The sequence below is a fragment of the Sphingomonas rhamnosi genome (genome assembly GCF_036663615.1).
GTDB lineage: Bacteria > Pseudomonadota > Alphaproteobacteria > Sphingomonadales > Sphingomonadaceae > Sphingomonas.
This window is the reverse complement of sequence record NZ_JAXOJJ010000005.1, coordinates 314,010-331,001: the sequence shown is the minus strand read 5'-3', so window position 1 is coordinate 331,001 and position 16,992 is coordinate 314,010. Positions and strand designations below refer to the sequence as shown.

Sequence of the window (16,992 nt, the reverse complement as noted above, 5' to 3'; positions counted from 1 at the left end):
TCAGGCCTGCTCTTCGCGCCCCCCGGCAACACAGACTATTCCAACTTCGGAGAAAGACAATGACGAAGGCATCGATGCCGGCGTGGCTTAGTCATGCCACGTCCCTTATCGGGACTCGCGAAGCTGCAGGCGCGGCGAACAGCGCGACTATCATGGGCTGGGCGAAGAAGCTCGGCACCAAGGTGCTGGGCATGGTCTACAACGCGGACAGTGTGCCGTGGTGCGGGCTGTTCGTCGCCACCTGCCTTGCTGAAGATGGCGTTCCGGCCGCGCCGATCGCGGTGCGCGCGAAAGCATGGGCAACGTGGGGGCTGCCGCTGCCGGCCGACCATCTTGCGCCCGGTTGCGTCCTGGTCTTCGAACGGCCCGGTGGCGGTCACGTCGGCTTCTACGTCGGCGAAGATAAGGCCAGCTACCACGTCCTGGGCGGCAACCAAGGGGACAGGGTCAGCATCATGCGACTGGAAAAGTCGCGGTGCGTCGCTCGGCGCTGGCCGTTCGGCCGTCCGATCATCGGAAAGCCGAAGATGATGACCGCGATCGCGGGCGTCCCCTCATCTTCGAACGAAGCATGACCCGGGCGGCAGGCTTCGCGCTGCTGCGCCGGTTCTGGTGGGCAGTGCCTATGATCGGCCTGCTCGTCGCGCTCCATTTCACCCGAGAGACGCTCGCCGATCGGACAGCGACGCTGAAGAGCGAGCGGAGCGCCTGGACCACGGAGATCGCCAAGGCGGACGCGCTACGCGTCGAAACGGAGAAGCGCTTCGCGACCCAGCAAAGCACGGCACTGACGACCTTCGCGGACCGCCTCGCGAACCGAGAACCCATCATCCTTCGATCCACTGACACCGTGAGGACCTATGCGCAAACTAATGCTGGCCGTGCTGCCTGCCTTCCTGCTGACCGCGTGCGCGGCATCGACGCGCTCGACGCTGAGCTATTCGCCGACGATCCCGACCGTGCCGGTGGAGGCGACCAAGCCGTGCACGGCAACGCCAGTACGCCGGCAGGCGGACGGTAGCGCCAATGCGGCGGATGCCGAGGGATCAATTCGAGATGCCCGAGCCGATCTCACCCTTTGTGACGTGCGCCGCGCCCTAGCCGTCGACGCTTGGCCCCGCTGACCTCCGCTATCCTTGGAAGGAATCAAATGTCCCGTTCTCGATACCCGCGGGTCTTCGGCTCGCCGGCCGCCAAAGCGCAATCTCGTGCCGCGGTTGCGGCAACGCCCACGCCGACCCCCGCCGCATCGCCGACCAACGTCGCATCACAGCCGGAGAATAAGTAATGGCTCGCTCACGTTACCCTCGCGTATTCGGCTCGGCCGCGGCTATGGCAGCGTCTCGCGCGGCTTTCGTCGCTACTGGCGGTGTCGATCTAACGCCCAGCCCAACGCCGACACCCGCTCCTACGCCCGCCAAGGGAGCGCCCGCGACGGTTCAATACGCTGGTGACAATGCGGTGCTGAGCAACTCAACCAGCTTTAGCGGCTGGGGCGGCAATGACGGTTTCTCCCAGATCAGCTGGGTCCGTACGAGCGCCTTCCACGAGATGAAGACGGTTGGCTTCCTGTTGGGTAACGGCCAGCTGAGCCCTGGAGATCCGTACGAACTGACCAGTTACGGCAAGGTGGACTACCGAGCTGGCGCGCTCATCATCAACGGTATCAATGTGCCCGTCGCGCTGACCACCGGCACCACGCAGTTTGGCGACGAAGTCCTGCTACAGACATCGCTTGTCCCGGCGAGCTCGTTCGGACCCTATGTTAGCCTGCCGCCTGCCACGCCCGTCGGCATCGCTATACTGGTAGCGAACGTCAACAACACGCGCGGCTGCTTCTCGACGTACCTGACCGGCCAGAGCAAGCAAAAGCTTGCTGGCACCGAGGACGGCAAGGGGCGCTCGTTCCTCTTTCCGTCCGCTAGCAACGCCGGCTACAGCATCGCCAACGCGAAGGCGTACAGCTCGCTGCCGGTCCCGACGGGTGCGACCGAGGTCAAGATCAACGGCACGTTCTTCATGGGCCTCGTCGGCGAGGCCGTGGCCTGGTCGCAAACGGCAGCCAGCAGCGGCATGATGGTCGCTGACAGCATCGGCGCCAACGGGATCGGCAACTACCTGTACGGTTGGAACACCGATCGCCCGTTCCCCGGCATTCAGACCTATGCTTCCTCGTCGCGCGGCTTCCAATGGCAGGATAACAAAGGCGTCTCGGTGCTTCGTGAGAAACTTGCCGCCTATGCCGACCGCATCGACTTTGAATATGGTGCGAATGATTTCCACGGCGAGCTTGGTGAGGCGAGCCTGAAGGCAAGCCTGACCGCGTGCGTAAACAAGCTGCGACCGAAGGGCCCGCGATTCTTTTATGCCATGCAGGCCCTGCCCCGGGTCAACAACGTGCCTATCCTGTCGGCGAGTGTGACCGGCACTACCTGCACGCTGACCGTACCGGCCGACGTGGTGCAGCGCATGGCAGTCGGGATGACGATGAACGTCAGCACCTACACGACCATCGCCGCCAGCGTGCCATATGCGGTCGACAACGTTGCGATCAGCGCGATCAATATCGCGGGTAACACCGTCAGTTACGACAAGCCGGCGAATACGCCGACTGCACCTTTCACGGTTGGCGGGACGTACGGCAATCCGACGCTCTACAACATCAGCGACAACTTCAAGTCCGACGTGTTTATGTTCCCCGATAGCGCCGACTTCATGCCGGGCGGCGCGCGCCTGTCGTACAATTCGACTGGTCTCGACGGGCTGATCGCTTCAGGCGTTATCGACGGCAAGATCGACACTTCAGCCGTCGTCCATCCGACTCGGCCGACCATGTGGAAGTCTAACTATACGGTCCCGGGGCTGAACGGTGACGGCGTCGTACGCTACATGTGCGGTGATGGCACCCATCCGAACGCCTTCGCCATGGATGCCGCCATGTCGATCGAGCGGTCGAATATCGCGACGCGGCTGGGCGGGTCGTCGCAGGATTTGCCGGAAAACATCGTTCCACCAACGTACACGTCGTCTGGCGCCTATGAAGTAGGTCAGACCCTAACCGGCACGAACGGTAGTTGGTCGCTCAACCCGACGGCCTTCGTTTATACGCATCGCCGCACGAACGATTCGGGCTCGACGTTCACCGACATCGCGGGCTCGACCAGCATCAGCCGCATCTCGTCGGCAGCCGATGCGGGCAACCAGCTACAGTTCGGTGCCAAAGCGGCTGGCGCGACGGATTATGCTTGGTCGGATCTGACGCCTGTGATTGCGGCGTCGGCGAAGCCGCTGCCCGTCTTTGCGACCCCGCCAAGCATCGCGACCGACGGCAGCCCGCAAGCCGGTGAGACCGTCACACTGGTCGGACCCACGGGCACCTTCGACGGCTATGTGCTCAACCTTCGCCGGGAGGGCGTGAACGACACCGCGACGGTTGCGGCCGGGCCTTACGTCCTCAAGTCGACCGACGTTCTGACGACCTTCGAACTGCGCGCTGTAGCTACCCGCGACGGCGTTTCGGCCGCATCGGTCTCGGCGAACATTGGGCCAATCCAGGTCGCGGCAGGCGGCGCAACCGTCGCCTTCGTAGACACGTTCGTAGAGACCGCGAACAAGGCGCTAAACGCCCACGTTCCGGACAGCGGAGGGTCATGGCGCAAGGCTCCCCAGTTCATGCCCGACGGTACGACCTCGCTCTGGGGGGCGTCGGGTACGTACGCCGTGATTAGTGGCACGCAGGAGCTTTCGCTTAGCGGCGTGACGATCCCACATCTGGCAAGCGTCGTGCCCACGAGCGCTAACTTCGACCTCGAAACCGTCTTCATTTGGAAGTCGGCGGTAGTTTCGCGTTGGCGGATGATCTTCGGTCTTCGTGCCGAAGCCACCAGCAAGGAATATTACGCGGTCGAGTACAACTACAGCACGAAGAAGTGGGGGATTACCCGCACCGACGTCGCGGGCACTGCGACGATTCTCGCTACCACCGTCGATACCTTCATCCCGACCGTGGGGCAGGCATATGCCTGGAAGCAGGAGACCCGCGGCGCCACTACTACCTTCTTCGTCGATGGCGTCGCGGTCTGCTCGGTGACCGATGCAGCGTGGTCGCCGGTGGGCCTGCCTGTAGGCCTCTACACCGGCACCAACAACGGGCAGTTCAAAAGCCTTTTTCGGCTTACCAACCGTTGAGGAACCGAAAGTCCGCCTTGGCCTAATTAGTGCGGCGAGGTCGAATTAGCCGCACGATTGGCCTCGATTTTCTTCTGTCGAGCATCGCGATACGCGGCTGCCTTCTGCTTCTTGGCCGCCTTCTGAACACCTTGCTGGGCATGATAAGCGTTGGCTTTCGCCACCCGCCGTTCGCGAGCTTCTGATGCAACGCGCTTTTCTTCGAGGTTGCGGGCCTTCGACGCACGTTGCTGAGCACGTATAGCCTCTACCTTTGTCGCCGCTCCAGCGTTTGCTGGGGCATTTTGCGCAATGGCGGGCGATATTGAAAGCAGCATCGTGGCAGCAATAAGAAGGGTTCGACGCATATAGTTCTCCGCATGTTGAGAGACATTAACGCGGTGCAGACTATGCCGATCCGATGAACACAGCCTGACGACGTTCTCAGTCGTTCGCGGTGTCACCTACACTGACGGAAAGGACGTGGATTACACGGCATTGCGCACCACGATCCCAAGGCGCCACTATAACACCATCCGACCACACAGCAGTCTGGGCTATCGACCTCCGGCGCCAGCCGCGGCGACACCACCATTGCCGGCCTCCGGCTCCGCTTCGCTCCACCTACGCTCGGCAATGGCGGCGGAGACCACAATGCACTAACTAACTGCCCGGACCACCCCGTGGGGGCTACTCACTGGCTACCGGAGATAATTGCCACATACTTGTATCATTTTGAAACGGTCACCCAGAATCTGAATGACTACAGAAGGGCAAGCCGACGCTTACCCTTCTGTAGCATCATTATCGATTTCAATTCGTCGTAAGAGTTATCGAGTAGGAAAATGTGTCGCCGGTTTCCTTAATTGAAAAGCTATATCGTAGCTTTACCCTTTGGCCGCGCGTCAACCCAGACGTAAGCTCAAAACCTACCACTTGCCCCGCTGAGACAACTGCGCCGTTTTTGAGATTCCGAATCGACACAGCAACTGACGACCCCGGGGTTAAGTTCTCCGCCTTAACATCTTGTATCGTAAAGTCACCGCCACCAGCGGCAAGACTAAACTTCCCGATGGTGTAGGGTGTGCAATTTGTTCCTAGGCAAATCAGCGATGTATTTTCAGCAGCGGTGTAGGGTAGTTTTGCCAGCCGGCTTTCATTAGTAAAGCTGTCAGTGGTGTAAAGTGCTAGTATTGGGGAGACTGACGTAACCGCCGTAATGGCTACGGTATCAGGGACGCTGTCGACAACGCCATCATTAACGATCAGCGTGGCAACGTAGGTACCCGCCAAATCGGCAGTAAAGTTGGTAGCTGCCAGCCTCGTCGTTGTTAACGACGCAGTGCTTCCGGCCGGCTTCGACGTCAGATTCCAAGCGTACCTGAGAGGGTTTCCGTTGGCGTCACTGCTACTAATTCCGTCCAGCGCAACAGTAGATTGGGTGACTACGGTCTTATCTTTTCCAGCATTAGCAACAGGCACGGAGTTTGAACTACTCGACGTGATTGTCACGCTATCGACGGCGCTTTGCTCATAGCCATCGTTGACAATAAGCCTTAGAACGTACTTGCCAGCTACATCCGGAGTAAAGGTTGGGTTGGCGATGTTTCTATTAGACAAAGTAGCTTGGCTACCAGTGGGCTGAGAATATAAGAACCACAAATAGATTAGGCCATGCCGATCGGCATCGCTACTGGCGCTACCATCAAGCGTTACTGGAACACCATTACTGACATTTTGATTCGGGCCAGCGTTAGCTACCGGAACGGCGTTGACAACCGTAGCAGTGATAGTGGCATCGGCAGGCGCGCTATCAATCTTCCCATCGTTAACGATCAGAGTGGCGACATACGTCCCGGTAACATCCGCCGTGAAAGTTGGCTTCGCGTCTGTAGAAGACGATAATACCGCACCGCTACCCGTTGGTCGTGACTTAAACGACCATTTGTATGTCAGCGGATCGCCATCGGCATCAACGCTATCGCTAGCGTCTAGGGTTACGAATGCCGTCGTTAATACGTTCTGATTGCGGCCCCGATTAGCCACCGGCGTAGCGTTGATTGGAGCGGGCGCAGGGGCCGGGGTCGGCGTCGGCGTTGGGGCTGTAACTATTGGTATATCTGCGCTGCTAGTACTGTCTCCGCCACCGCATCCTGTGAGCAGGATAGCCAGCGACAAACCGCCGGATAAAACATGGTTTTTTGCTCTTAACATACTTAACGCCCCCCTAATAGAAGCCGCCCTGTATCGGATCGCCTGGAGGTCCGATAGCGCACAAATCCTGTTCCCAGCACGCACCCGGTGCGAGTTCAGCTAATGCTCAAGCGGCCTTGCCAAGCGCATCCGCTTAGCGAGCCGCAATCAAATTAATGACCATCCTCGCCGGCCACAGGCGAGCGGGGGTTCCGTGCCATGGACACGGTAACCGACCGAAGTAAGCTCCGTCACGCAGGACTGACTAGGCGCGCTCCAAGCAAGTTGCGGTCAACGGCGCTCGACCCACTAATCTCGCACCCCCGTCGGCTTCCCGAAGTAAGCCGACAGCGTATCGTGACCGCGCTCGGTGAGGGCACGCGAAACGCCATCGCTCATGAAATTGACGAGGTAGCCGGGCCGGCGGCTCGCTATCCGCCGAAGACCCGTAGCCTTGCGCCGCGTTCCCCTTTCGTTCCACATGAGCGGATGCGGAAGCACGACCGAATCATCGTCGATCTATCGATGCAGATCCTGCGCGAGGCGGTCGCTCGGTCGAAAGCCGAAACCGTCGCGACCACGGAAGTGCGCTTGGCGCTACGCTGCCTCCTACCTTACTGCCGCGAGCGCTGGCCGTTGATTAATTTCTGGCACGGGGCAGCGCGGCCGGATCACTCCCGGTTCGCGAACGTCCACCCTTGTTTCAATGGGATATGGCGACAGCTGAAAGACGCCAGCGCCTACGACGGACCGGCGTTCTAGGCTCGCTGCGTCGTAGTGGTGGAGATTGCTCCCCGCGGGTAAGCCTTGAAGCTATAACCAAGCTTCGACACGTGAGACCTGATCGCGCATTGGGTACGCCCCAGCGTCAACGCTAGCATCGGAGCGCGCGCGCCCTTGCGCAGCATGCGTTTTAGCTTGGCGTCATCCTCGGCGGTCCATATGCGCGGCCCAATCACGTGCCATTCTCCGAAGAGTTCGTGTGGAAGTCGGAAGTTGGTCCTGTCCTGCCGCTGGAACAAGGTGGAACGGTTGGGTTAGTTAGCCGATTGCCCGTTTTTGCCTACAATCGCATCGACAGCAGCCGCAATCCGGCGCCAGTCCTCGACGGCCGCGCGGTGTTCAACCACGTCACCTAGCTGCGAAATGATATAGTCGGCCGCGCCCGCACCGTGCTGCTCGACGATCTCGGCGGCAGTTTGCCAGATCGCGCGTTCGGGTAGGCGCATGGCCTCAGTCACTGCTTGGGAAGTCCTCGGCGAAGCTGATCAGCGCGTCGAGGTCGTCCGCAGTGAGGCCGCTTTCCTCGTCGATCGTCTCGCCGTGGTTCCAGGTCGCACGGAGGGCCTTCAGCCGGGCGACAGCGTCGTTGAGGTCGGGTGCCCGATCAGCCATCGTTAGTCCTTCGCAGTGATCGGCACGGACGCACGACCATAGCGGCGCGCTGCCTCGTCGATGCTCAGCGTTTCGATCTGCCTCTGCTGCCGGGTCGCATACAGATGACGCAGGATCAGCCCGAGGTCATCCTCTGTAAGGTCGTAGCCTTCTTCGATCTCCACGCCTTCGCGGAGCGACTCGACCCAAGCCGCGAGCCGGTTGCACGCGGCGCCCAGGGCGGGGTCCGCGGAGTCGTCAAAAGGAGCCATCTGAGGAGCCTATGCTCACCCGCGCGATTCGGGCAAGGTGACTCCATGGACGAGCTGACTACCTCCATCGTCGGGATCGACTTCCCCCACCCCGACAAGAGCCAGAGCAACAGGCGCATGGAGATCATGCTCTGCGCGCCCGGCGACCCGGTTGAGCTGCGCCCCGAAACCAAGAACGAGCACGACAGCAACGCGATTTCCGTATGGTCCGAGCGCGGGGTGCAGATAGGCTATATCAGCGCCGAGCGGGCGCCGCTGTTCGGGAAGCGGATGCAGGTCGGCGAGGTCGCGGCGGTGTTCCAGGGGCTGGTGCATAGCGGGGCCTATATCCGACTGCGGTTCGGAGGCGGGCTCCGCACCCTGCCCCCAGCACGGGTCGAGCAGCAGCGGGCGCCGCCCGCCCCGCGGTCAATGCGCGCTGGGACGCGACCGGTGTTCGATCCGCACGCGTTTTATCCGGACGAAGAAGGTCCAGAGTTCGGAGCCTAATCAGTACAGCTTCATAGGAAGACCATGGAAACCTAGCGCATGAAGGGAAGGAGCAGCAGCGTCCAGAGGGCGAGACTGACCGGCAGCACCATTACGACCCCCCAGTTCAGCTTCGCGTGATTCATCCGAGGCGAAGAATGCATTTGCGTGGCCATCAGCTCTCTCCTTCTGGCCGGGCTTTGCTCCGGTCCTGTCATTGACTGTCCTATAATGAGACATAACGCCTGTTTTTGCGTCTAATCAACGGGCAGGACACACTTTTTTACAACCGACATGTCCGATTGATGGAACCATTTCAGGGGCGCCCCCCCTCGGCCATGCCGGCTGCTGACTTGGTAGGTGAGCAGCGCTACGTTACTCCCCGCTGGCGCGTTCTATCTGGACAAGGAAGGGCCGGAGTTTGAGGCTTAACGGCTGCCAATTTGAACGCCAAGACGGGTGTGGACGTCACTGTTGCCTACCAAGACCGCCCAGCCATTACCTTCCAGGCGTTCGACCGCAGACCATCCGTCCGGCGAAAGTGCGTTCACCCGAGCAAGTTCAATCCCCGATGCAGCAATGGTACTGATTGCAAAGCCGTCTTGGTTACGGTGAAACAGCGCGAAGTCATCCGGGGCGCCGAAAGCAATGTGTAGGTCGGAGAACTTATCTTGAAACGCGGGCCATTCAGACATTTGCATTTCTTTGATGACGAACATGGGTGGTCCTTCGTGTAGTTCGTCTGCAGTTGAGCGCTTTTCGACTTCTATGTCACGAGGTTTGCCGCTCACTGCGGCGGTGGTCGGACGATCATGCGCGGTCGTCGAACGTAGGGCCGCGCGGCCGCACTATTCTGACATCGCTGAGGCCCACCTGCTGAACGCCGCGACGGCCGCGCAGCTGACCCTTTTTCGCACGGGCTGCCGTTCCGACAAAGGAGCGGCCGCCGAGGTGGAGCGACTGGGGTATGAAACGTGAACTTGTCGGAAAACGCGTTGAAATCAAACAGGTTCCCGCTGACTCTTAATCAGCGGGTCCTTGGTTCGAGCCCAAGTGCGTCCACCATTTTATCTTTGCGAATTAAGAACATGGGTTATCCTGGGCGGCGTCGGTCAGCTAAGGTTTGTCGCTGGGTAACCTCTGGGTAGCAACCTCTCGCGAGCTTTTTTGCGTCCGGGCGGCCCAACGGCGCCCGGAACATTTCGGGTCCGCCGGTGCAGAAGTCGAAGCCAGCGGGCGTTTCCGCCCGCTGGCTGACGTCCTCAGATTTGCGCCAAGCCTCCATCGGTGAACAGCTCGCTGCCCGTCATGAAGCTGCTATCCGGCGATGCGAGGAAAGCCGCCGCCGCCGCAACTTCCGACGGCGCGCCGACATGCCCGATCGGCGTGGTAGACCCCATCTCGATCATCGCGTCGCGACCAACGACCTCAGCCGCCAATTCGGTCAGCGTCGGTCCAGGGGATAGGACGTTGACGCGGATACCCGTGCCGCGCAGATCCTGCGCCCAGCTTCGCGCGAGGTTGCGAACAGCCGCCTTCGACGCGCTGTAGATGCTGAACGCGGGCGTTCCCATCACGCCGGTGGTCGAACCCGTGAGAATGATCGAACCACCCTCGCCCATCAGCTTCAGGCCCTTCTGCACGGTGAAGATCGTGCCCTTCACGTTGATGTCGAAGGTCGCGTCGTAATGCTCCGGCGTGATCTCGGTTAGCGGCACCAGCGCACCGGTCCCGGCATTGGCGAACAGGATATCGAGCGTGCCGCGCTCCTGCTTCACCGTATCGAACAGCCGATCGAGATCCGCGGCATCGGTTACCGATCCCGCCACCGCACGCGCATTGGCGCCGAGCGTGGCCACGGCCGCGTCCAGCTTTTCCGGCCGTCGGCCGAAGATGTAGACGAACGCGCCTTCCTCGATGAAGCGCTTCGCGGACGCCAAGCCAATGCCCGTGCCGCCGCCGGTGATGATCGCGGTCTTGCCTTGTAGTCGGTTCATACATGCCTCCAGTTGTTGGTTGCATGAAACTGGCGCGGGACCTACCTATCGACAAGTATGCACCTTTAGGTAAGTATCTAGAATGTCCACTGAGCTTCGACCCATCGCCGCCGAGCCTGCCCCGGTTGCGCCCGCCTTCACCTGCGGCCTCGACGCGACGCTGAAGATCATTTCCGGCAAATGGAAGCCGCTCGTCCTGTATTTCCTGTTGCGCGGGCCGACGCGCTACGGCGAGCTCAAGCGCGCCGTGCGCGACGTCAGCGACAAGGTGCTGATCCAACAATTGAAGGAGTTGGCAGCCGACGGCGTATTGCGCAGAAACGACTACAAGGAGGTGCCGCCACGCGTCGATTACACGCTGACGCCGCTTGGCCAGAGCCTCGCCCAGGCGCTCGAGCCGTTGTGCACCTGGGGCACCGAGAACATGGCCGAGATGCAGAAGATCTTCGTCGAGCGCGATGACTGGATTCGCCAGAAGCACGCCTAACTGCCGTCGGGCAGACCAGCGAGACGACGTTGCGGATACGTCGCCAAGCCGCGCTGAGCGGCCTGATCTTCCGATCCTAGATCGGGGAGCGTGGCTCGTCTGGCAAATGACATCAACCGGACACATGTTCTGGTGTAAGGTGCACACGTGACGCGATGCGTCGAAGTGGAGATAGCCATGTCGCTCGTCGTAAACGGAAAAGCCTTCGCAGGACCGGTCGATCCGCGGGTGTCGCTGCTGGATCATCTGCGCGAGACGCTGCACCTGACCGGCACTAAGAAGGGCTGTAACCAGGGCGCATGCGGGGCGTGCACCGTGCTGGTCGACGGCGAGCGCATTCTCTCGTGCCTGGCCCTCGCGGTGCAGTATGACGGCCGGCAGATCACGACGATCGAGGGCCTGGCCGAGGCCGGGACGCTGCACCCGTTGCAGACGGCGTTCATCGAGCATGACGGCTTCCAGTGCGGCTATTGCACGCCGGGGCAGATCTGTTCGGCGATCGGCATGGCGGCGGAGGCGCGTCGGGGCGTACCCAGCCATGTCAGCGCCGACCTCGCCGCCGACGTGATCCTGACCCGCGACGAGATCCAGGAGCGGATGAGCGGCAATCTGTGCCGCTGTGGCGCGCATAACGGGATCATCGATGCGATCCGGGCGACCTTCGAGCCGGAGATGGCCGCATGACCCCCTTCAGCTACGCGCGCGCCGATACGGTGGCGGATGCCGTGCATCTCGGCGCGGGGGCGGCCACGGCCTTCCTCGGCGGCGGTACCAACATTGTCGACCTGATGCGCGAGACGGTCGCGCGTCCGGAGCGGCTGGTGGACGTGACCGGCCTGTCCAAAGCGATCACCGCGACGGCGGATGGCGGGCTGCTGATCGGCGCGGCCGCGTCCAATACCGCGGTGGCCGAGCATCACGCGGTGCGGACGCGCTACCCGATGCTGTCGCGCGCCATATTGGCGGGCGCATCGGCACAAATCCGCAACATGGCGACGGTGGGCGGCAATGTGCTGCAGCGCACGCGGTGCACCTATTTCTACGACACCGAAGGGTCGCGCTGCAACAAGCGCGCCCCCGGCACGGGATGCGATGCGCGTGACGGTTTCAACCGCATCCACGCGGTCCTGGGCGCATCCGATTCCTGCGTCGCGACGCACCCGTCCGACATGGGCGTCGCGCTGACCGCGCTGGAGGCGATCGTCCATGTCGAGGGACGCGACGGTACCCGGACGCTGCCGTTCGGCGACCTTCACCGCCTGCCCGGCGACCGGCCTGACCTGGACACGGTGCTAGCGCCGGGCGAGCTGATCACGGCGATCGCGCTGCCGCCCCTCGGGTTCGCGGCGCAGTCGACCTATCGCAAGGTTCGCGATCGGGCGAGCTATGCCTTCGCGCTGATCTCGGTCGGGGCCGCGCTGGAGATGGATGGCGACCGGATCGGCGACGTCCGGATCGCGTTCGGTGGCGTCGCGCACAAGCCGTGGCGCGCGATCAAGGCGGAGGCCGCCTTGCGCGGCGGCCCCGCTACCGACGCCGCCTTCCGTGCGGCAGCGGCCGCGGAATTCGCGGACGCCCGCCCGCTGCGCGACAATGTGTTCAAGCCCGCGCTGGCGGCACGAACATTGGCCGCGGTGCTGGCCGACCTCGCACAGGGACATGTGGCATGAGCATCCTCGACACCGCGAAGCAGACGGCGCAGGGCCTGGCCCAGGGCGCGATGCAGAAGCTCGTGCCGCTCGCGCCCGACAGCTCGATCCCCGGCGGTCGCCCCGATCCCCTGATCGCGCACAAGCACGGGCTGATCGGTACGCCTGTGTCGCGGCGCGACGGCGCGCTCAAGGTGATCGGCGAAGCCGCCTTCGCCGCGGAATTCCGGTTCGAGCGCATGACCTATGCGGCGCTCGCCTACGCGACGATCCCGCGCGGACGGATCAGCGCGATCGACAGTGCGGCGGCCGAGGCCGCGGCGGGCGTCGTGCTGGTGATGACGCACCGGAACGCGCCGCGGATGAACACGCCGGGCGTGTTCGGCTCCTCGCCCACCGCGGTCGGGCCCGCCGACCTGCCGATCCTTCAGGATGACCGCATCCACTGGAACGGCCAGCCGATCGCCTGCGTCCTGGCCGAGACGCAGGAACAGGCCGATCACGCTGTGTCGCTGCTCCGCTTCACCTATGCGGAGGAGCCGTCGACCACGAGCCTGGCGGATGCGAAGGCGAACGGCATCGAACAGGGCCTGTTCATGGGCCAGAAGCTGCTGAACGAGATCGGCGATGCCGAAACGGCGCTCGCGGCGGCGCCTCATGTGGTCGATCAGACCTATCGTACGCCGCGCCACAACCATAATCCGATCGAACCGCATGCCGCGACGATCGCGTGGGTCGACGGCGAGCTGGTGATCCACGACGCGAGCCAGATGGTCACCGCGCAGGCGCAGACGATCGGCGAGGTCTTCGATCTCCAACCCGGTCAGGTCCGTCTGACCTCGCCCTATGTGGGTGGCGGCTTCGGCTGCAAGGGCCTGTGGGACCATCAGATCATCGGTGCCGCCGCCGCGAAGCTGGCGGAGCGACCGGTGCGCATCGCACTGTCGCGCGAAGGGGTGTACCGCGTCGTCGGCGGACGAACCCTGACCGAGCAGCGCGTCGCGATCGGCGCCACCGCGGATGGCCGGTTCGATGCGCTGATCCATACCGGCCTGTCGGTCATGACCCCGCACAACAACATGCCCGAGCCGGTCATCCTCGGCACCCGCGCGGCCTATGCCTGCCCCAACATCACGCTGCAGGTGGAGGTGGCGAAGATGAACATGCTCGCCAACACCTTCATGCGCGCGCCGGGCGAGGCGGTCGGCACCTTCGCGCTGGAATGCGCGATCGACGAACTCGCGACCGACCTGGGGATCGACCCGGTCGAGCTGCGGATCCGCAACGAGCCGGACAAGGACCCGACATCGGGCCTGCCCTTCTCCTCGCGACATATCGTCGAGGCTTGGCGCAACGGCGCCGATCGCTTCGGCTGGTCCGATCGCAGCGCCACCCCCGGCGCACGCCAAGACGGCGAGTGGCAGGTCGGCATGGGCTGTGCGACCGGCACCTATCCCTATTACCGGATGCCAGGCGCACAGGCGCGCATCACGCTCAGCCGCGACGGTGACGCGGTCCGCGCCAAGATCGAAGTCGCGGCCGCCGAAATGGGGATGGGCACCGCGACCACCACCGCCATCGTCGGCGCAGAGCGTCTCGCACTGCCGATGGACCAGATCGAGGTCGGCTACGGCGATTCATCGATCCCCGGCGCGATCATGGCGGGCGGATCGCAGCAGACGGCGGCGATCGGCGCCGCCGTCATCGCCGCGCACAATGCGCTGGTGGCAGATCTGCTCAAGCTCGCCGGCAATGATTCCCCGCTTGCCGGCCTGTCGGCGGACGAGGTGGGCAGCGAGGACGGCGGGCTGGCGAAGCTCGACGATCCAACCCGCCGGGAAAGCTACGCGTCGATCCTGTCGCGGGCCCAGCGCGACACCGTCACGGTGACAGAGGCGGCCTCCCCGCCGCTCGAGCTGATGCACTGGTCGATGCACTCGCACAGCGCGATCTTCTGCGAGGTTCGCGTCAACGCGGTGACCGGCGAAACCCGGGTCAGCCGCATCCTCGGCTCGTTCGATTGCGGCCGCATCCTCAACCCCAAGACGGCCCGGAGCCAGTTCCGCGGCGGGATCATCATGGGCCTGGGCATGGCGCTGATGGAAGAGACGCAGTTCGACGAGCGCAACGGCCGCATCATGAACCCTAGTCTGGCCGAATATCATATGCCGGTGCACCTCGACGTGCCCGAGATCGATGTCGTGTGGACCGACATCGCGGATCCCCACACGCCGATGGGCGCGCATGGGATCGGCGAGATCGGCATCACCGGCGTGGCGGCGGCCGTCGCCAATGCGGTCTACAACGCCACCGGCAAGCGGGTTCGCGATCTGCCGATCACGCTCGACAAGCTGATGTAGCCCGATTGAATTGCGGCATACGGGCGCCGTGACGCGGGTGCGGTCGTTCGCCCCTGTTTTCAGCACGCCAAGTTCGGTCGTCCATTCATGTCGGCGCCGAGCATCGTCTGGAAGTTCCGTGGGTTGCACGCTCACAATGCGATCTTGGAACCCGCCAGCACGCCTTCCATGCGCGCGTCCACTTCCCGCTTCGTCTCCCTCTAGGATGGCAAGGTATCGAGCAGCCGCTGCTGCCACGCCGCAAGGTTCGGATATTCGGCGAACGGCACCTTGGTGCGCGCCGATTGCGAAAACGGCGCCGCAATGTCGATGTCGGCCAAGGTCAGATGATCACCGACGATGAACTGCCGATCGGCCAAATGCGCGTCCAATACCTTGGCGACGGCGCGGATATTGGAGATTGCCAGTTCGACGATGCTGGGATTCTCTGGCTTGTCCATCAGCCGGTTGGCGACACGCTGGTTGAAAAGAGTGGTCGCGAAGATGCGCCACTGCTCGCCCGACCAGAACATCCACTGCAAGATCTGATGACGTTCGGCTTGGCTGATGCCGCCGCCCACGCGATAGCGGGAAATATCGGAGCAACCTGACGGCGCGATCACAGGGTCGGCGCCGATGACAGGCGTCGTCCACAAGGGGTGCCCCGTGAAACGCTATGCCTTCCTCCTCCCGCTCGCGCTCGCCGCGCCTGCGATCGCCCAACAATGGCCCGACGGGCCGCCGCCACCCGCCGAGTTCATCGCAGCGCGCGAGCATGAACGTGACGATCTGGCGCTCGTTCTCGGGCTCAGCCCGCAGCAACGCCCGGCGCTTGCAAGCTTCCTCGCAGCGGAGGCGCCGCCCGAACAGCCGATGACCCGCCCCGATCCGACGCAAGGTTTCGAACAGCGGCTGGCGGACCGCGAACAACATCTGCACGCGCGCGAGGCGGACGAGGGCAAGCGCATCGCGGCGGCCCGCACATTCTATGCCGCGCTCGACAGCCGGCAGCGGCTGGTGTTCGAGGCGGTGATGCGGCTGCGTGGCCGACTAGGCGGCCCGCGTCCGCATGGGCCGCCCCCCGGCCACGGTCCGGATCAAGACTGAAACCCGCGGCGCGGCGTGATTGCACCACGCCGCGCTACGCCTGGGCGTCAAGCCGCGACGACCTCGGGCAGGAAGACATAGCCGTTGCCGCGCACCGTCCGGATCAGCTCGGCGCGGTCATAGTCGAGCAGCTTACGGCGTAGCCGGCTGATGTTGACGTCGATCGTCCGGCCCCGCGACGTGCTCTCCTCGCGCCCGGAATGCTCGATCATCGCTTCGCGCGAGTGGATCGTCTGCGGCTGGCTGACAAAGGCGCTGAGCAACCTGAACTCGCCGTCGGTCAGCCGAACCATCGCACCGTCGGGCGCATGCAGCACGCGCATGCGGACGTTGAGCGTCCAGCCGGCGAACGCATAGGTTTCGACCTGCATCGGCACTGTGGGCGCGGCCGCGGCCACCTCGCCGGCGCCGAGCCCCCCGCCCCGCCGCCGCAGTACCGAGCGGATCCGCGCGAGGATTTCGCGCGGGCTCGACGGCTTGGTCACATAATCGTCGGCGCCCAGCTCGAGCGCGACGACCCGGTCGACCTCGCCCGCCAGCGCGGAGAACATGATCACGCCGGGTGCGTCCCCCGTCTGCGGCAGCGAGCGCAGGACCGACAGGCCGTCCTCGCCGGGCATCATCATGTCGAGCACGATCAGGTCGCACGGCCTCTGCCTGAGCCGTGCCCGCAGCGCCGCGCCGCTGTCGACCGCTTCCGCGCGCAGGCCGTGATCGACGAGGAACTCGGTGAGCAGTTCGCGCAAGCTCGGATCATCGTCGACGATGATGATCCTTGCGCTTTCGGCGGCGACCGGATCGCCACGGTAACGGGGCGTGACGGGTTCGGACGCGCTGGTCTGGTTACTGATCATGTCCGGGTCATGCACCGCGTGTCTTTCCGTAATATGTCCGGACATCGCCATGCAGGGCGGGCCACGCAGGACGGGCCAGGGAGCG

At 63.4% G+C, this 16,992-nt stretch carries 20 protein-coding genes, 1 tRNA gene and 1 pseudogene; 12 read left to right on the top strand and 10 right to left on the bottom strand.

The features are described from left to right. Positions 1 to 59: 59 nt before the first annotated feature. The 3 genes from U1701_RS13105 (at position 60) to U1701_RS13095 (ending at position 4,188) form a co-directional block, all read left to right on the top strand. The gene (locus U1701_RS13105) at positions 60 to 575 is read left to right on the top strand and encodes a TIGR02594 family protein (protein WP_332783002.1); all 516 of its coding nucleotides are present in this window, start codon (positions 60 to 62) and stop codon (positions 573 to 575) included. After that, positions 572 to 1,021, top strand: coding sequence for a hypothetical protein (locus U1701_RS13100; RefSeq protein ID WP_332783001.1), 450 nt, complete (start codon positions 572 to 574; stop codon positions 1,019 to 1,021). Before U1701_RS13105 ends, U1701_RS13100 begins: the two co-directional genes overlap by 4 nt. A 440-nt stretch (positions 1,022 to 1,461) precedes the next feature. Continuing rightward, positions 1,462 to 4,188 carry a hypothetical protein gene (locus tag U1701_RS13095; protein ID WP_332783000.1) on the top strand — a complete coding sequence of 909 codons (2,727 nt, stop codon included), beginning with the start codon at positions 1,462 to 1,464 and terminating at the stop codon, positions 4,186 to 4,188. Between the two features lie 26 nt (positions 4,189 to 4,214). On the opposite strand, the gene U1701_RS13090 is transcribed toward U1701_RS13095, so the two are convergent. Next, the gene (locus U1701_RS13090) at positions 4,215 to 4,535 is read right to left on the bottom strand and encodes a hypothetical protein (RefSeq protein WP_332782999.1); all 321 of its coding nucleotides are present in this window, start codon (positions 4,533 to 4,535) and stop codon (positions 4,215 to 4,217) included. A gap of 148 nt (positions 4,536 to 4,683) precedes the next feature. Here U1701_RS13090 and U1701_RS13085 point away from each other — a divergent pair. Beyond that, positions 4,684 to 4,830: pseudogene (locus U1701_RS13085) on the top strand (IS3 family transposase); the annotation flags it as partial. Positions 4,831 to 4,980: 150 nt separating this feature from the next. Here the strand turns inward: U1701_RS13085 and U1701_RS13080 are convergent. Beyond that, a complete protein-coding gene (locus tag U1701_RS13080) occupies positions 4,981 to 6,213 on the bottom strand; it encodes a PKD domain-containing protein (RefSeq protein ID WP_332782998.1) in 1,233 nt (410 codons plus the stop codon). Between the two features lie 504 nt (positions 6,214 to 6,717). On the opposite strand from U1701_RS13080, the gene U1701_RS13075 reads away from it, so the two are divergent. Next, entirely contained in the window at positions 6,718 to 7,122 is a 405-nt protein-coding gene (locus U1701_RS13075; RefSeq protein WP_332782997.1) for a hypothetical protein, read from the top strand. 275 nt (positions 7,123 to 7,397) lie between these two features. On the opposite strand, the gene U1701_RS13070 is transcribed toward U1701_RS13075, so the two are convergent. Genes U1701_RS13070 through U1701_RS13060 form a run of 3 tightly spaced genes read right to left on the bottom strand, consistent with a single transcriptional unit; the run spans position 7,398 to position 8,006 of the window. Next, positions 7,398 to 7,589: a hypothetical protein gene (locus U1701_RS13070; RefSeq protein ID WP_332782996.1), complete on the bottom strand. Its 192-nt coding sequence runs from the start codon at positions 7,587 to 7,589 to the stop codon at positions 7,398 to 7,400. A 4-nt stretch (positions 7,590 to 7,593) separates the two neighbouring features. Continuing rightward, positions 7,594 to 7,755, bottom strand: a complete 162-nt coding sequence (locus tag U1701_RS13065; protein WP_332782995.1) for a hypothetical protein — start codon at positions 7,753 to 7,755, stop codon at positions 7,594 to 7,596. Positions 7,756 to 7,757: 2 nt separating this feature from the next. Next, positions 7,758 to 8,006, bottom strand: a complete 249-nt coding sequence (locus U1701_RS13060; protein WP_332782994.1) for a hypothetical protein — start codon at positions 8,004 to 8,006, stop codon at positions 7,758 to 7,760. Positions 8,007 to 8,051: 45 nt separating this feature from the next. On the opposite strand from U1701_RS13060, the gene U1701_RS13055 reads away from it, so the two are divergent. Continuing rightward, positions 8,052 to 8,495: an HIRAN domain-containing protein gene (locus tag U1701_RS13055; protein ID WP_332782993.1), complete on the top strand. Its 444-nt coding sequence runs from the start codon at positions 8,052 to 8,054 to the stop codon at positions 8,493 to 8,495. Positions 8,496 to 8,527: 32 nt separating this feature from the next. On the opposite strand, the gene U1701_RS13050 is transcribed toward U1701_RS13055, so the two are convergent. After that, a complete protein-coding gene (locus U1701_RS13050; RefSeq protein ID WP_332782992.1) occupies positions 8,528 to 8,650 on the bottom strand; it encodes a hypothetical protein in 123 nt (40 codons plus the stop codon). A 252-nt stretch (positions 8,651 to 8,902) separates the two neighbouring features. Continuing rightward, positions 8,903 to 9,193 (bottom strand): hypothetical protein, encoded by a 291-nt coding sequence (locus U1701_RS13045; protein WP_332782991.1) that lies wholly within the window; start codon positions 9,191 to 9,193, stop codon positions 8,903 to 8,905. Positions 9,194 to 9,459: 266 nt separating this feature from the next. Here U1701_RS13045 and U1701_RS13040 point away from each other — a divergent pair. Further along, a tRNA-Lys gene (locus tag U1701_RS13040) sits at positions 9,460 to 9,539 on the top strand. A gap of 197 nt (positions 9,540 to 9,736) precedes the next feature. On the opposite strand, the gene U1701_RS13035 is transcribed toward U1701_RS13040, so the two are convergent. After that, positions 9,737 to 10,471: an SDR family NAD(P)-dependent oxidoreductase gene (locus U1701_RS13035; RefSeq protein ID WP_332782990.1), complete on the bottom strand. Its 735-nt coding sequence runs from the start codon at positions 10,469 to 10,471 to the stop codon at positions 9,737 to 9,739. An 82-nt stretch (positions 10,472 to 10,553) separates the two neighbouring features. On the opposite strand from U1701_RS13035, the gene U1701_RS13030 reads away from it, so the two are divergent. The 4 genes from U1701_RS13030 to U1701_RS13015 all read left to right on the top strand — a co-directional run bounded on the left by U1701_RS13030 (position 10,554) and on the right by U1701_RS13015 (position 14,967). Beyond that, on the top strand, positions 10,554 to 10,958 hold the full coding sequence (locus U1701_RS13030) for a winged helix-turn-helix transcriptional regulator (RefSeq protein WP_332782989.1): 405 nt from the start codon (positions 10,554 to 10,556) through the stop codon (positions 10,956 to 10,958). Between the two features lie 177 nt (positions 10,959 to 11,135). Then, positions 11,136 to 11,642 (top strand): 2Fe-2S iron-sulfur cluster-binding protein, encoded by a 507-nt coding sequence (locus tag U1701_RS13025; protein ID WP_332782988.1) that lies wholly within the window; start codon positions 11,136 to 11,138, stop codon positions 11,640 to 11,642. Then, positions 11,639 to 12,628 carry an FAD binding domain-containing protein gene (locus tag U1701_RS13020; RefSeq protein WP_332782987.1) on the top strand — a complete coding sequence of 330 codons (990 nt, stop codon included), beginning with the start codon at positions 11,639 to 11,641 and terminating at the stop codon, positions 12,626 to 12,628. The genes U1701_RS13025 and U1701_RS13020 overlap by 4 nt, the downstream gene beginning before the upstream one ends. Beyond that, positions 12,625 to 14,967, top strand: coding sequence for a xanthine dehydrogenase family protein molybdopterin-binding subunit (locus U1701_RS13015; protein ID WP_332782986.1), 2,343 nt, complete (start codon positions 12,625 to 12,627; stop codon positions 14,965 to 14,967). The genes U1701_RS13020 and U1701_RS13015 overlap by 4 nt, the downstream gene beginning before the upstream one ends. 200 nt (positions 14,968 to 15,167) lie before the next feature. Here U1701_RS13015 and U1701_RS13010 read toward each other — a convergent pair whose 3' ends face one another. Beyond that, on the bottom strand, positions 15,168 to 15,602 hold the full coding sequence (locus tag U1701_RS13010; protein WP_332782985.1) for a glutathione S-transferase family protein: 435 nt from the start codon (positions 15,600 to 15,602) through the stop codon (positions 15,168 to 15,170). A gap of 10 nt (positions 15,603 to 15,612) precedes the next feature. Here U1701_RS13010 and U1701_RS13005 point away from each other — a divergent pair, with 10 nt between their 5' ends. Then, positions 15,613 to 16,053, top strand: coding sequence for a Spy/CpxP family protein refolding chaperone (locus U1701_RS13005; protein ID WP_332782984.1), 441 nt, complete (start codon positions 15,613 to 15,615; stop codon positions 16,051 to 16,053). A gap of 47 nt (positions 16,054 to 16,100) precedes the next feature. Here U1701_RS13005 and U1701_RS13000 read toward each other — a convergent pair whose 3' ends face one another. Continuing rightward, complete coding sequence (locus U1701_RS13000; protein ID WP_332782983.1) at positions 16,101 to 16,907, bottom strand: response regulator; 807 nt, start codon at positions 16,905 to 16,907, stop codon at positions 16,101 to 16,103. Positions 16,908 to 16,992: the final 85 nt, after the last annotated feature.